Source organism: Paenimyroides aestuarii, from assembly GCF_024628805.1.
Taxonomy (GTDB): Bacteria; Bacteroidota; Bacteroidia; order Flavobacteriales; family Flavobacteriaceae; genus Flavobacterium; species Flavobacterium aestuarii_A.
Genome location: NZ_CP102382.1, coordinates 1,947,100 through 1,961,612, shown reverse-complemented (window position 1 = coordinate 1,961,612; position 14,513 = coordinate 1,947,100). Strand labels below are relative to the sequence as shown.

General features: G+C 35.7%; 13 protein-coding genes and 1 tRNA gene. 7 read left to right on the top strand and 7 right to left on the bottom strand.

Features of this window, described 5'->3' with window-relative positions; all coding sequences use genetic code 11:
• The first annotated feature begins 21 nt into the window (after positions 1-21).
• The 6 genes from NPX36_RS09430 (at position 22) to NPX36_RS09405 (ending at position 6,213) form a co-directional block, all read left to right on the top strand.
• A complete protein-coding gene (locus NPX36_RS09430; protein ID WP_257498476.1) occupies positions 22-393 on the top strand; it encodes a diacylglycerol kinase family protein in 372 nt (123 codons plus the stop codon).
• Between the two features lies 1 nt (position 394).
• Positions 395-2,833, top strand: coding sequence for a DNA translocase FtsK (locus NPX36_RS09425; protein ID WP_257498475.1), 2,439 nt, complete (start codon positions 395-397; stop codon positions 2,831-2,833).
• A gap of 8 nt (positions 2,834-2,841) precedes the next feature.
• Positions 2,842-3,465, top strand: coding sequence for a LolA family protein (locus tag NPX36_RS09420; RefSeq protein WP_257498474.1), 624 nt, complete (start codon positions 2,842-2,844; stop codon positions 3,463-3,465).
• Positions 3,466-3,473: 8 nt separating this feature from the next.
• Positions 3,474-4,925, top strand: coding sequence for an LptF/LptG family permease (locus tag NPX36_RS09415; protein ID WP_257498473.1), 1,452 nt, complete (start codon positions 3,474-3,476; stop codon positions 4,923-4,925).
• A complete protein-coding gene (ribB, locus tag NPX36_RS09410) occupies positions 4,918-6,051 on the top strand; it encodes a 3,4-dihydroxy-2-butanone-4-phosphate synthase (protein ID WP_257498472.1) in 1,134 nt (377 codons plus the stop codon). Before NPX36_RS09415 ends, ribB begins: the two co-directional genes overlap by 8 nt.
• A gap of 77 nt (positions 6,052-6,128) precedes the next feature.
• A tRNA-Ser gene (locus NPX36_RS09405) sits at positions 6,129-6,213 on the top strand.
• A gap of 52 nt (positions 6,214-6,265) precedes the next feature.
• On the opposite strand, the gene dgt is transcribed toward NPX36_RS09405, so the two are convergent.
• The 3 genes from dgt to NPX36_RS09390 are packed head-to-tail and all read right to left on the bottom strand — an operon-like array spanning position 6,266 to position 9,530.
• Positions 6,266-7,597: a dGTP triphosphohydrolase gene (gene dgt / locus NPX36_RS09400; protein WP_257500736.1), complete on the bottom strand. Its 1,332-nt coding sequence runs from the start codon at positions 7,595-7,597 to the stop codon at positions 6,266-6,268.
• Positions 7,598-7,616: 19 nt separating this feature from the next.
• Positions 7,617-8,312 carry an AAA family ATPase gene (locus tag NPX36_RS09395; RefSeq protein WP_257498471.1) on the bottom strand — a complete coding sequence of 232 codons (696 nt, stop codon included), beginning with the start codon at positions 8,310-8,312 and terminating at the stop codon, positions 7,617-7,619.
• A complete protein-coding gene (locus NPX36_RS09390; protein WP_257498470.1) occupies positions 8,313-9,530 on the bottom strand; it encodes a TCR/Tet family MFS transporter in 1,218 nt (405 codons plus the stop codon).
• Between the two features lie 80 nt (positions 9,531-9,610).
• On the opposite strand from NPX36_RS09390, the gene NPX36_RS09385 reads away from it, so the two are divergent.
• Positions 9,611-9,970: an ExbD/TolR family protein gene (locus NPX36_RS09385; RefSeq protein ID WP_257498469.1), complete on the top strand. Its 360-nt coding sequence runs from the start codon at positions 9,611-9,613 to the stop codon at positions 9,968-9,970.
• A 48-nt stretch (positions 9,971-10,018) separates the two neighbouring features.
• Here the strand turns inward: NPX36_RS09385 and NPX36_RS09380 are convergent, their stop codons facing one another.
• The 4 genes from NPX36_RS09380 to NPX36_RS09365 all read right to left on the bottom strand — a co-directional run bounded on the left by NPX36_RS09380 (position 10,019) and on the right by NPX36_RS09365 (position 14,461).
• A complete protein-coding gene (locus NPX36_RS09380; protein WP_257498468.1) occupies positions 10,019-11,002 on the bottom strand; it encodes a hypothetical protein in 984 nt (327 codons plus the stop codon).
• A gap of 92 nt (positions 11,003-11,094) precedes the next feature.
• Positions 11,095-11,970, bottom strand: coding sequence for an energy transducer TonB (locus NPX36_RS09375; RefSeq protein ID WP_257498467.1), 876 nt, complete (start codon positions 11,968-11,970; stop codon positions 11,095-11,097).
• Between the two features lie 123 nt (positions 11,971-12,093).
• Entirely contained in the window at positions 12,094-13,320 is a 1,227-nt protein-coding gene (locus tag NPX36_RS09370) for a Glu/Leu/Phe/Val dehydrogenase dimerization domain-containing protein (protein ID WP_257498466.1), read from the bottom strand.
• A 52-nt stretch (positions 13,321-13,372) separates the two neighbouring features.
• Positions 13,373-14,461, bottom strand: a complete 1,089-nt coding sequence (locus tag NPX36_RS09365) for an anhydro-N-acetylmuramic acid kinase (protein ID WP_257498465.1) — start codon at positions 14,459-14,461, stop codon at positions 13,373-13,375.
• Positions 14,462-14,513 lie beyond the last annotated feature (52 nt).

Below are 14,513 nucleotides of genomic sequence, written 5' to 3'. Positions count from 1 at the left end.
TTTTGCCAAAATTGTTTGTTGATGAAGCACAAAAAAACATCTTTCCTTTCGGGTAGAATTAAAAGCGTAACCTATGCCCTTAAAGGGTTTTACCTTTTAATTTCAACAGAACACAGCATTATTACCCAATTGCTCATTAGTGGGTTTATGTGCGGTGTTGGTTTCTATTTCGAAATCAGCCTTGTGGAATGGATGTTTCAAATTCTTGCTATAGGTTTAGTGTTAACAGCCGAAAGTCTTAACACTGCTATCGAAGCCGTGTGCGATTACATACAACCCAATTTCGACAAAAAAATAGGATTTATTAAAGATATAGCCGCCGGTGCCGTAACTTTTGCTGCATTAACAGCCATTGTTATTGGTGCTATTATTTATCTACCAAAAATATTATAGAATGCCAGCAAAGAAAAAACCTGATACAAAAAGTACAAAACAAAATCCGCCAAAGGCTAAACAAACAGCCACAAACGGTGCACGCATAAGTTTTATTTTCGGAACATTGTTTTTAATGTTTTCGGTGATTTTGCTGTGCAGTTTTATCTCCTATTTCACCTCAGGAGCTTTTGACCAAAGCATCGTAAACCAATTAGATAACCGCGAGCTAGAACCTCAAAATTGGATTGGTAAGTTTGGTGCCTGGTTGGCTCACAATTTCATTTTTAATGGCTTTGGAATTGCATCCTTTTTATTCGTAAAAATCTTTGCTGAAATTGCACTTTGGTTTGGCATTCGGTTCAGTGCTGCCAAGTTGCGCCGAATGATTTTTTGGGATTTGTTTGCGGTATTAGTGCTTTCCATTGCATTGGGACATTTTGGTGCAAATCATCCGTTTTTGGGTGGTGTGGTTGGTTTTGAAATGAACGATTATTTGCAAGATTATATTGGGCAAATAGGCGCTTTGTTAGTAGTGGTTTTCTTAATAATTTTCTACTTGATTTTCAGAGTAAAAATGACTCCGAAGGCATTTACAAACGTAGTTTCGAACACGCATGCCAAAATAAAGGATAATTTAGAAAAAGCAGAAGATATTATTAAAACGCAACCTGCACAACCTATAAACATCAACCAGCCTGTAAAAGAAGATGCAAAAGTAAGTGTGCCTGCTCCCACAGCTAAAAAAGAAGTGGCTGAACCTGCGGTTTCAAACCAAATTGATTTTAGTTTAAACAAAGAAGAGGAAACAGAAAACGATGACTATTTAACCAATTTCTCAGTTACAGACAACAGTAAAAAAGAAACAACGCATCACGAAGAATTCATCATTGAAACCACAAAAGAAGAAGCGATATCTGATGAAGATTTAGCTACTAAAATTGTGGAAGACTTTGGATTGTTTGACCCCACATTGGAATTATCGAAATACCAATTTCCAACCAGCGAATTACTTTTTGAACACACAACAGGCGGTATCACTATTAATCAAGCAGAATTAGAAGAAAATAAAAACCGCATTGTTGAAACATTAAACAACTATAAAATTGGTATTGCACAAATCAAAGCAACCGTTGGACCAACTGTAACGCTTTATGAAATTGTGCCTGATGCCGGTATTCGTATTTCAAAAATTAAAAGTTTGGAAGACGATATTGCATTGTCATTATCTGCTTTAGGAATTCGTATTATTGCACCTATTCCGGGAAAAGGAACTATTGGTATCGAAGTTCCGAATACAAAACCCACAACGGTTTCAATGAAATCGTTGATTTTATCGCCCAAATTTCAAAATGCCGAAATGGAATTGCCTATTGCAATTGGTAAAACTATTTCAAATGAAACATTTGTTTTCGATTTGGCTAAAATGCCCCATTTACTAATGGCGGGTGCTACCGGACAAGGAAAATCGGTTGGATTAAATGCCGTATTAACATCATTGCTATACAAGAAACATCCTGCCGAAGTGAAATTCGTTTTGGTGGATCCAAAGAAGGTAGAATTAACGTTGTTCAACAAAATTGAGCGTCATTTCTTAGCGAAATTACCCGATACTGAAGATGCAATTATCACCGATAACACCAAAGTAATTCACACATTGAACTCTATGTGTATTGAAATGGACAATCGCTATTCACTGTTGAAAGATGCCATGGTACGCAACATTAAAGAGTATAATGAAAAATTTAAGCAACGCAAGTTAAATCCTGAATTAGGGCATCGTTTTCTACCTTATATTGTTTTGGTGGTTGATGAGTTTGCCGATTTAATTATGACCGCCGGTAAAGAAGTAGAAACCCCCATTGCTCGTTTAGCACAGCTGGCGCGTGCCATTGGTATTCACTTAATTATTGCCACTCAACGCCCGTCGGTAAACGTAATTACAGGTATTATTAAAGCCAATTTCCCTGCCCGAATTGCTTTCCGTGTGAGTTCAAAAATCGATTCAAGAACTATTTTAGATGGTCCCGGAGCAGATCAATTAATAGGTCGCGGAGATTTACTTTTTACCCAAGGAAACGATACCGTTCGTGTGCAATGTGGTTTTGTTGACACACCAGAGGTTGAAAAAATCACAGAATTTATTGGTGCTCAGAAAGGTTATGGCGATGCGTATTTATTGCCAGAATATGTAGGTGAAGAAAGTGGCACAAGTCTTGATATTGATATTGCAGACCGCGATGTAATGTTCCGCGAAGCTGCTGAAATTATTGTTACGGCACAGCAAGGATCGGCATCGTTGTTACAAAGAAAACTAAAATTGGGGTATAACCGTGCCGGCCGATTAATCGATCAGTTAGAAGCTGCAGGAATTGTAGGGCCTTTTGAAGGTAGCAAAGCACGCTCTGTGAACATTCCCGATTTGGTTTCTTTAGATGAATTTTTAAACAACGAAAAATAAAAAATGTAATGAAAAAATTAGCAACAATACTTTCTGTTTTATTTATAGGAATAGCAACTCATGCTCAAAACGCAACTGCTGCAAAGAAGCTTTTAGATGAAGTTTCGGCAAAAACAAAATCTTATAAAAATATGGTTATTGATTTTAGTTTTAACAACGGAAAGCAAGAAACCAACGGAAAAGCTACTATTCAAGGCGAAAAATATACGGTAGATTTCATGGGAATTACTCAAATTTTTGATGGTTCTAAAATGTACATCATCAATCCAAACGATGAAGAAGTAACAATTGCAAGTGCCCAATCAGCAGATTCGCAAGCCGTGAGCATTGCAAGTTTATTATCTTTTTACAAAAAAGGTTACACCTATGTGTGGGATAAAAAACAAACGATCAACGGAAAACCGATCCAATTCATTAAACTGATTCCTACCTCAAAAAAAGATGTTAAAGAAATCTATTTAGGCATCGACACCAAAAATAAAAATATTTACAACCGCACCGATGTGTACAAAAGCGGCAGTAAATCAATCATAACGTTAAAATCTTTCAAAACAAATCAAGCATTGTCAAAAAACCTTTTTACCTTTGCAAAGTCAAAATATCCAAATTATTACATCAACAATTTAGATTAAGGTAGCACGTGAAAATACTTGATCGTTATATATTAACAAGCTTTGTAAAAACATTTTTCTCGGTATTTGCAATCTTGTTTTTCATATTTGTTTTACAAGGAATTTGGGTCTTTATTGGTGATTTAGCCGGTAAAGACCTTGATTTTATTACAATATTTAAGTTTCTGTTTTTCTATTCGCCAAAAATGATTCCGATGGTTTTGCCTTTATCGGTTTTGTTGGCTTCTATTATGACGTTTGGCGATTTTTCAGAAAACTATGAGTTTGCTGCCATGAAATCATCGGGAATTTCATTGCAAAGAGCCATGCGTTCCTTAATCATCTTTATTTTTATTTTATCGGGTCTATCGTTTTGGTTCATTAACAATGTGGCGCCAAAATCAGAATTTAAGTTTGTGAATATGCGTAGAGATATCATTCATACCAAACCAGCTATGGCAATCTCTGCAGGACAATTTAACAGTTTAGGCGCTTTAAATATTAAGGTAGAAGAAAAATATGGCGAGAAAGATGAGCAGCTTCGCAATGTAACCATGCATGTTATCAACCAACAAAACAGTCAAAACAAAACCGTTATAAAAGCTAAAACCGGAAAAATTGAAACCAACGAAAACAGTCCGATTTTGAAACTGCATTTGTTCGATGGCAATTATTATGAAGATGTAACTACCCGCAGGTCTTCATCAAACGAACCTTTTATTAAATCAGATTTCAAACATTATATAATGAGTATTGATGTTTCAGAATTTGATAAATCGGAAGAAGAATTGCAAGAAATATCCAATACAGCAAACATGATGAATATTTCGCAGCTTGCTTACACCATAGATTCATTAGATAACAATCTTAAGAACGAAATAAAAATTCAGGCAGATGCCGACAAAGAAAACACACGTTTGTTTTTATCGAACACACCAAAAGAACCAGAAATCACTTATAAAACTATTCGTTTAGATTCGTTATTAAAGCAAAAAAAATATGCGCAAAAAATAAGTTTATATTCCAATGCTGTCGCTGTTGCTGAAAATATAAAATTCAATATCACCAACAATAAAAATGCAGTAAACGAAAAAGAAAAACACATAAACCGCCACTGGGTTGCCCTTTACGAAAAATTTGTAATTGCTTTCTCGTGTTTACTAATGTTTTTTATTGGTGCGCCTTTGGGTGCAATTATCAGAAAAGGCGGTTTAGGATTGCCTATGGTTTTTGCCGTTTTAATTTTTATTACCTATCATTTCATTAATACATTTGGAAAAAAATTAGCTCAAGAAAACGGAATTACACCTTTTTTTGGTGCATGGTTATCTACCCTAATTTTACTTCCCATGGCTATTACATTTACATACAAAGCCACTCGTGACCGGGGTATCAATAGCATAGACAACCTGCTGTATCCACTTACGAATTATTTAAAAACAAAGTTTAAAAAGAAACAAAACAATATCGAAAATGTCTGATATAAAACTAAATACGATTGAAGAAGCTATAGAAGATATTCGCCAAGGAAAAATTATTATTGTGGTTGACGATGAAGACCGCGAAAACGAAGGCGATTTTATAGCAGCTGCCGAAAAAGTTACCCCAGAAATGATCAATTTTATGGCAACACACGGTAGAGGATTAATTTGTGCACCGCTTACCCAAAAGCGCTGTAAAGAATTAGACCTGCACCCAATGGTAATCAACAACACCGTTTTGCACCAAACAGCGTTCACGGTTTCTGTTGATTTAATTGGTCATGGTTGCACAACCGGAATTTCTACCCACGACCGATCAAAAACTATTGAGTTTTTAGTGAAAGATGAAACCAAGCCAGAAGATTTAGGCCGCCCAGGACACATTTTTCCATTAATTGCAAAGGAAGGCGGCGTTTTAAGAAGAACCGGACACACAGAAGCTGCAGTAGATTTAGCTCGATTAGCCGGATTTAAACCCGCAGGAATTTTAGTAGAAATTTTGAACGAAGACGGATCCATGGCACGCTTACCAGAACTAATGGAAGTTGCCAAAAAATTTGATATGAAACTTATTTCTATTGAAGATTTAGTGGCCTATCGCATGAAGCACGACAGTTTGATTCAGAAAAAAGAAGATTTTGACATACAAACAAAATTTGGCACATTTCGTTTACGAGCTTACTTGCAAGTAACCAATAAACAAGTACACATTGCACTAACAAAAGGCATTTGGAATACAGGCGATGCCGTTTTAACACGCATTAATTCTTCGCAAGTAAACAATGATATTTTGGGCAACTTAACCAATAACCCAGAAGAAAAGTTAGAATTGATGTTTCAGGCTATTGATAAAGAAGGCAAAGGGGCTATTTTGTTTATCAATCAAGAATACAACACCTTAGATTTATTGAAACGTTTAAACGAATTAAAAGAGCTGCAAGCCGAAACCAAGGGAATTGTTAAAGCACCTAAAATTCAAATGGACACCAAAGATTTTGGAATTGGCGCCCAAATTTTGCACGATTTAAACATCACTAAAATTAAATTAATGAGTAATTCAGAACACAGCAAACGTGTTGGAATGGTGGGCTACGGTTTAGAAATTGTAGATTATATTAATTTTTAGATTTTTTAGAGAATTGTTTTTGCAGAATTAAAAAATCATTTTATATTTGCACCACTGAAAATGAGCAATCATTTTATGGAGAAATGGCAGAGTGGTCGAATGCGGCAGTCTTGAAAACTGTTGACTGTAACAGGTCCGGGGGTTCGAATCCCTCTTTCTCCGCAAAAAAAGGGTTTTCTTAATGAAAACCCTTTTTTAATTATATATCTACACCTCATCTACCCACGATAGAATGATACAATTCTAACGCTTTGCCATCTGTTAACAAGGAAATAAAACGGCATACGTTCAGCAAACGAAGATATAAACTTTCATTTTCGGTTTGATATTGTTCGGGTAGCAATTTCAAAATAAGCTCATCAAAATGAGTGGTTGTGCCATTATATTTATTATTGGTGGCTGCGATGAATTTTTCTAACAATGTATGTAATACTTTGTATCCCACCACTTCTTTTTCTACCACTTCTTTGCTTTCATATACATTGGAAATACTTATGGTGATGATGTCTTTCATTTGGGCTACATAGGCACATTTATCGGTTAATGCAAACGGGAAATTTCCTTTTAAGATTTCATCTTCGTTTTCCATAAACACACGCACCACATCGTTTATTAAACTGCCAATAGCCAACGCACGCAAATAACTTACACGCTCTGCTTTGGTTTTTAACTGTGCATATTTTACCGAATTAATATTGTCTTTTACAATCTTTATTAAAAATTCCAACGCGTGCTCTTCAGGAATCCAGCCTAAGTTTATTCCGTCTTCAAAATCAATAATGGTATAGCAAATATCATCTGCGGCTTCTACTAAATAAGTCAATGGATGGCGAAAATAGCGCAACCGCTCCCCTTCTCTTTTCAACAAACCAAGCGTATTGGCAATGTCTAAAAAGCTTGATTTATCGGCTTGAAAAAACCCGTATTTTTTATCAGAAATTTCGTTGGTTGGCTTTTTTGGAAGACTTTCTTTTGGATATTTCATAAACGCACCCAAAGTGGCATACGAAATGCGCAAACCGCCTTCAGCTCCCGGACGTGAATCGGTTAAAATATGAAAACCGTTGGCATTTCCTTCAAAATCAATTAAATCTTGCCATTGGGCAGGTTCTAAATCTAATCGAAATTGTTCACCAGCTCCGTGTTTAAAAAAGTCGCCAATAGCCTTTTCACCTGAATGACCAAACGGAGGATTTCCAATGTCATGACACAAACAAGCTGCGGCAACAATGGCTCCGAAATCGTTAATCGTGTACCCCAAATCTATCAATTCAGGATATTTTTTAATGATTTGGTCGCCTGCAAGTCTACCAATTGATCGACCAACAACCGAAACTTCCAAGCTATGCGTTAATCGGGTGTGTACAAAATCGGTTTTTGATAGCGGGATTACTTGTGTTTTATCTTGCAAACTCCGAAAAGCGTTCGAGAAAATAATGCGGTCGTAATCTACTTCAAAACCAATACGTGAAGGATTCTCGTTTTTGCGTTCGCGAACGTTTGTATCGCCAAATTTTTTTAATGAAAGTAACTGCTTCCAGTTCATTATCGTATTTGTCATTTTGTTAAGACAATTGTTCGTTTATAATATTTTGCTTCACTTGTTTGTAAAAATCGTCTTTTGCCTGCGCATACGATACTTGATACAAACGTTTTTTGGGATGATATTTTTCAGGTATTGATACTTTTAGCGTATCGTACAAATCATCTAATAATTTGTTTGATGGTTTTTCGTAGGAAATTTGCCATTCAAATCTACGTTTTAACGCTTCATCAATCATCTGTACCTGATTGGTTGCTGCAATCAGGATCGATTTCTGTGGAAAATAATCCATTAATTGAATAATGGCATTTACCACGCGTTTCATTTCGGAATTGTCTTTGTTATCATAATCGCGAATTTGTCCTAACGAATCAAATTCATCTAACAACAAAACCATACTTTCATACTGCGATTCTTTGAACAACGCATCTAAATTTTTAGCTGTTTCGCCCAACTTTGATGAAATGATAGTAGCTAAATTTACAATCATTAATTTTTTGTTTAAATGGTTGGCAATCACTTTTGCAGTCATGGTTTTTCCTGTACCACTGTCGCCATATAGCAACAATTTGTTCGATATAGGTATTTTGTATTGATCAAACAAATGTTTAAACTGCTGCTCGTGCAAAAACGCCATTAAATGACTTTTAATTTCGGGCGATGCAATGAAATCTTCAAATGAAACATTGCTTCTATCAATATAATAAAAAGTACTCATTTATATAGATTGTGTTTTCTTTAAACCTTTAAAAGCCATTCTAAAAGCGAATAGCATTAAAATAGATGCCAAAACAAAGGGTGCACCCGGAAAGATAAACGGAGCCGAATCGTGCGTAAAATAATAAAAAATACTGGTCATTACCAACGGACCAAACGTAGCTGTGGCACTGTTTAAGCTTGCCAACGTTCCTTGAATTTGTCCTTGTTCGTTTGGTGGCACGTGGTTGGTAATTTCTGATTGAATGGCTGGACCGGCTAATCCACCCAAACAATAAGGTATTAAAAACACAAAAACCATCCATTCTTTTGATGCAAATGCAATTAAAATTAAACCCAAACAGTTTATCGAATAGCCTAATAAAATACTTTTACCGTTGCCAATACGTGGGTTAATGTATCGCACCAAACCACCTTGCACAATAGCAACCAACAAACCAATAACGCCCAAAGAAATACCCACCATTCGCTCGTCCCAGTTGTATCGATACATGGTATAAAAACTCCAATTTCCGTGAACGGCATGCGATGCAAAATACATAAAAAACATGGCGGCTACTAAGCCAATAATATTCGGGAATTTTTTTAGGCGCAATAAAGAGCCAATTGGGTTGGCAGCTTTCCATTCAAAACTTCTACGCTTATCGGGTTGTAATGATTCAGGTAGCACAAAATATCCATACACAAAATTCACAAAACACAAAGCCGCAGCAGCGTAAAACGGCACGCGTGAACCAAACTGCCCTAGCAAACCACCAATTACAGGACCAATAATAAAACCAATTCCGAAAGCAGCCCCAACCAAACCAAAATTTTTGGCTTTATTTTCGGGTGTACTTACATCGGATATGTAAGCCATTGCGGTAGAGATGCTTGCTCCGGTTATTCCGGCTACAATTCTTCCTACAAAAAGCCATGGAACGCTAGGCGCTAACGCCAAAACTAAGTAATCTACTGCAAATGCCATTAAAGAGATTAACAAAACAGGGCGTCTTCCATATCGATCGGATAAACTGCCCATGAGTGGAGCACACAAAAACTGTGTGAAAGCGTACGCAAATGCCAACCAGCCACCTAATTGTGCGGCTTCGCTAATATCGGAATGATTTAATTCTTGTAATAATTTAGGAATTACCGGAATAATGATACCAATGCCAATAATATCAATTAACATGGTAATAAATATAAAACCTATTGCAGCTGACTTTTTAGAGCCCATACTTTTTTTATTAAGAAAACAAATCTACGAAATAGCTTCGGTTTTTTTATAAATTAGTGTTTTAAAAGTATGTATAATTTATGGCGAAACTTGTGACATTTTTATGGTTGTTTTTATGCTTTATCTCTTGTAACAAAAAACCGATATCGGTTGTTAATTTTGACGAATTAATTCATTATAAGGTTGATTCTTCGACTGCTAATAAAAAGGAACTGACTGCTATTTTATCTGTAAATGAAAACAAAGAATTTTTTATTGATAAAGAACCCGTTAATCCGCAAGATTTAGAAGCGCATTTGCTAGCTAAGCTAGGCGAAGATAAAACCCAGACTGTGGTGGTAAGAATTCCTTATAACTTACAGGTACAAGATTTGGTAAATGTTTTACAAATTGGTGTTAAGAACAATCTTAAATTTGTAATTGCAACTAACAAGAACTAAAAAACTCCCGATCAGTTGGTTGGGAGTTTTTTTTTAATTTAATGTTTGCTATATTTTTATGTACTTTTTAAGACTTAAATTAGACTTACCATAACTGACTATTTTAAGATCTAAAGGAACATTTTTAAATTTAGTAAGTGCCTTTTGTAGCGATTCTAATATCCAACATTCTTCATTGCCAAAAGCTCCGCCTCCCACTAAAGTTAAGTATACTAAATTTGAATTATTATTTTGCATATTTAAAAGTCCAGCATAGAGTGTTGATTCATACAATGACTCTAAAATAATTCTTGCAAAAGATTCCCAATAGAAAGATTCTATATAACTGTAAGACACAGGAAGTGCTGAACAATAAATTTGTGAAACCCTATGTTTTGTTTCAGATGCAGTTACTTCTGTTTTCCATTGTATTCCCGTCTTCAGTTTGCCTTTTAACTTTTCTCTTTCATCATCATTTAGTTGAGCTATTTTTTTATTGATTGATAAAAGTCCATTTTGATTTACCAAAGCATAGCCATTCTTCATTGACCAAAGATTCAACTTTTCGTTTTCTAATTCTTTTCCAATTAAATCTAAACAATCAATTTGATTATTTTCGGTTTGACCAATTTGCCCTTTCACTTCAACAAAATAATTTCTGTAAATTGTTCCAGCACCACATGCTATTGCACAAATAGGACCTTGTGTATAATCAAACTCGTATCGATCAATTCCTAATTCAGGTGTTATATCAGGATTAATCATTTCTAATAAATTAAATTGAGAAGCCACTTGAAATAAAGCATCTTTATTAGAGATATCACAGTGCAATTCTTTTATATCAGCAACTACTTCACTAATTTGAATTTTATCATTGAAATGATCAATAACATTTTCCTTTCTTAATTGCTCTAAAGTTGGAATCTCTAAATTTCCAAATGTGAATTTTCGAGAATTTACCAATGAAACTATTTTATCATCCTCAATTATGATATTTTTTTTCACATTCTCAAAAGATCCTTCTGAAAAACCTGTTAACTGTTGGAACCACATTTTTTTATGATTAGATATAAATACCTCTTAGTTGGAGTAAAATATAAATATAACAAAAAAACTCAAACATAACATTTGAGGTTTTATACTTTTTACCTCAATTTAAAATTATAAACAATGCTCCCTATCTGATTGTCAGGGGCAGATGATTTAGGTTCCCATTTGGTGCGCATTGCGGCATCTTTTGCTATATTTTTTAAACAGCTTGAACTGTTTGTAGATCCTTTTACTCCGGGCAATGCACTGATCACATTTCCATTTCTGTCAACCGTAACCCGAACAACAATTGTTCCTGCTTCGTTGCAATTGTTTTGTGGGGCTGGTCTTGAGGTTGCTTTTCTACCTGATAAGGAATAGCCGTGTCCGCCGCCTGTTCCGCTTCCCGAACCTGCTCCTACTCCAGTTCCGTTTCCTGTTCCGTGACCACCGCCTGTTCCGCCGCCAGAACCGCCATCGCCATAGTAGTTATTAGAATTTAACGACCCATCTCTTTTTCCTTTGTTTCCTGCAACGCCATCATTACCATCTCCACCCGATTTGTTTCCGTTTAAGCTTGAAGCTGCATTTTTAACAAAGTCAGACACCTCTCGTTTTTTAGGTTGTTCTTTTACGGGAGTTGTTGTTGTTTTGGCTTTTTCTTTGGTAGTTGTTTTTTTTGCTACGGTAAAATCGCGCACGTCTTTTGTGTTTTCCTGAGCTAAAATATCTTCTTCAACTTCAGGTTCACGAGCTGCTGCCGATTTTTTATTAGCATCGTTTACATTTAAAATTTCACTAGTAAAATCAGGTCCCATACCCAATTCGCTATCACCAAAGTTTATTTCAACTCCGCCACCGCCACCGCCAGCTAATTCAGGTATAGCAACAGAATCGGCAAACCGAATGAATAGTAAAATCAACAGTAAAATACCAGCAACTGCTGTTGTGAATACCATTGATTTTTTTTCCTCTGTGGTAAAATGCATCATAATTACTTTTAAAAGCTAAAATTTCAGGTAAATATACATTATATTGTTTTTATTTTTAAACATTTATGCATAAAAAAAGCAAGTATTGCTACTTGCTTCCTTATAAATTATTTTTTTTGCTGCTTATACCAATTGTTTTAAAGCGGTTTCAAAAGCTGCTGCTGATATTCCGGTTGTAGATGGATTCAACGCATGTGCTTTTTCTAAAGCCTTTTTAATGATGTTTGATGTATCTTCGAAAACCTTTGTATCGTTCATTTCAACTCTGCTTTCCATGAAATATGCAAATACGCGTGCCATTCCGCAGTTTGAAATAAAATCTGGAATTAAACTAATTTTTGAATCAACATATTCCATAATTGGCCCAAAGAAAATTTCTTTATCTGCAAATGGTACGTTGGCTCCGCATGTAATCACTTCTAATCCGGCATTGATCATTGCATCAACTTGTTCTTTTGTAATTAAACGCGATGCTGCACAAGGTGCAAATACTTCAGCACCCATACTCCAGATTTTCTCATTAATTTCAGAAAAAGGAATCATGTGGTCTGCTATCAAAGTATTTCCGTTTTTGTTTAAGAATAAGGTTTTTATTTCTTCAAACGAATAGCCGTTCGGATTCATAATTCCGCCATCACGGTCAATGATACCTACAACTTTTGCACCCATTTGTGCAAAATAGTAAGCAGCTGCTGCACCTACATTTCCAAAACCTTGAACAATTACTCTTTTTCCGGCCACATTTCCACCGTAAATATTATAGTAATGATTTACAGCTTCTGCAACACCATATCCAGTAATCAAATCGGCTACTTTTATTTTTTTCGATGCATCTGGAGTGTAATTTGTGTCTACCACTTCCATCAAAACACCATGGCGCAATTGCCCAATTCTATTGATTTTTTCTGCTTCGGTGGGTTTAAAATGTCCGTTAAAAACACCTTCTTGCGGATGCCACAAACCGCAATCTTCCGTCATTGGGATTACTTCATGAATTTCATCTACATTCAAATCGCCACCTGTTCCGTAATAATTTTTCAACAAAGGAAAAACCGCTTTGTACCAACGTTTTAAAACGCCTTCTTTACGTGGATCTGCAGGATCGAAATTAATACCCGATTTTGCACCACCGATAGCCGGACCGGCAACTGTAAATTTCACTTCCATAGTTTTTGCCAATGACAAAACCTCATTCATATCTAAACCTTTACGCATGCGTGTACCACCACCGGCAGCACCTCCGCGCAATGAATTAATTACTGTCCATCCTTCTGCTTCGGTTTCGGCATCAGACCAATGAAAAACTACCTCTGGTTTTTTATCTTCGAATTTCTTTAATAAATCCTTCATTATTTTGATTACTTTTTATTTTCTCTACAAATATAATTCATTACAAATCAATTTAGCAATTAGTTGGCAATAATTCCTGATTAAAAACCACACCTGCACAATGATCATGCGTTGCTCCGGTTACGCTGCTCAGCACATTTGGAACGTTTGTAATGCGCAATACACCCAAAAAGGCAAAAATAATAGCTTCTTTAAATTCTATCAGCTCTTTTGAACCTAAAACAATGGTTGTATGGGGTGAATAGATTTTTAATCTATTAATAAGGTGTTCGTTAAAAGCACCGCCACCAGTTACCAATAACTTTGCATTTTCTTTTGTAAGGATTGATGCGATTTGATACGCAATATGCTCTGTTACAGTCGATAAAGAATCTTGTGCAGTTAACTGGTATTTTTCAATTAAAGGCAGGTATATCGCATGTACTTGTTCTATTCCTAATGATTTGGGGCCTTGTTGATTATAAAACGATAAATTGTTCAATTCATTAAATAAACCGTTATTTATAGTTCCAGATGCTGCAAAATTTCCGCTTTCATCAAACTCTTTCCCTATTTTTTTTGCAAAATGATTCAACAAGGTGTTCACCGGACAAATATCGAATGCCGTGCGTTTTCCATCTTGTTCAAAAGATATATTTGAAAATCCGCCTAAATTCAAGCAATAATCATATTCCGAGAAAAGCAACCGATCGCCCATAGGAACCAGCGGCGCTCCTTGCCCGCCCAACTGCACATCTTGTACCCGAAAATCGCACACAAAAGGCAACGAAATCATATCGGTAACGGTAGGTAAATTTCCAATTTGTAGCGTGATTCCATTTTCGGGTTGATGCAAAACCGTGTGCCCGTGCGATGAAATAAAATCCAGATCATTCAAATTATTATCCCTAATAAAATCGGCTAAAAATCCACCTAAAAAATGCGTATATTCTATATTTAAAAGATGTAAATCGGCTTCAGAAAGATGAAGGGCGTTTTGCAGCTTGTCTTGCCAAACCTTTGCATATGCTATGGTTTCAGCAGATATTAAACGGAAACTCCAATCGGCATTTTGCTTTGTGAATTCCACAACAGCACAGTCAATCCCGTCTAGCGATGTACCCGACATCACACCAAGCACCTTAAATTTTTCTATATTCATGAATTAAAAATAGCTATAATTTTTGAAAAATTGGCAATATTCAATTATATTT

Excerpts from the sequence above, each read along its gene's own strand:
- NPX36_RS09425 (WP_257498475.1), top strand. The coding sequence starts at position 395 with ATGCCAGCAAAGAAAAAACCTGATACAAAAAGTACAAAACAAAATCCG.
- NPX36_RS09420 (WP_257498474.1), top strand. The coding sequence starts at position 2,842 with ATGAAAAAATTAGCAACAATACTTTCTGTTTTATTTATAGGAATAGCA.
- NPX36_RS09370 (WP_257498466.1), bottom strand. The coding sequence starts at position 13,320 with ATGAAGGATTTATTAAAGAAATTCGAAGATAAAAAACCAGAGGTAGTT.
- ribB (WP_257498472.1), top strand. The coding sequence starts at position 4,918 with ATGTCTGATATAAAACTAAATACGATTGAAGAAGCTATAGAAGATATT.
- NPX36_RS09430 (WP_257498476.1), top strand. The coding sequence starts at position 22 with ATGAAGCACAAAAAAACATCTTTCCTTTCGGGTAGAATTAAAAGCGTA.
- NPX36_RS09365 (WP_257498465.1), bottom strand. The coding sequence starts at position 14,461 with ATGAATATAGAAAAATTTAAGGTGCTTGGTGTGATGTCGGGTACATCG.
- dgt (WP_257500736.1), bottom strand. The coding sequence starts at position 7,597 with ATGAACTGGAAGCAGTTACTTTCATTAAAAAAATTTGGCGATACAAAC.
- NPX36_RS09395 (WP_257498471.1), bottom strand. The coding sequence starts at position 8,312 with ATGAGTACTTTTTATTATATTGATAGAAGCAATGTTTCATTTGAAGAT.
- NPX36_RS09375 (WP_257498467.1), bottom strand. The coding sequence starts at position 11,970 with ATGATGCATTTTACCACAGAGGAAAAAAAATCAATGGTATTCACAACA.
- NPX36_RS09380 (WP_257498468.1), bottom strand. The coding sequence starts at position 11,002 with ATGTGGTTCCAACAGTTAACAGGTTTTTCAGAAGGATCTTTTGAGAAT.
- NPX36_RS09390 (WP_257498470.1), bottom strand. The coding sequence starts at position 9,530 with ATGGGCTCTAAAAAGTCAGCTGCAATAGGTTTTATATTTATTACCATG.
- NPX36_RS09385 (WP_257498469.1), top strand. The coding sequence starts at position 9,611 with ATGGCGAAACTTGTGACATTTTTATGGTTGTTTTTATGCTTTATCTCT.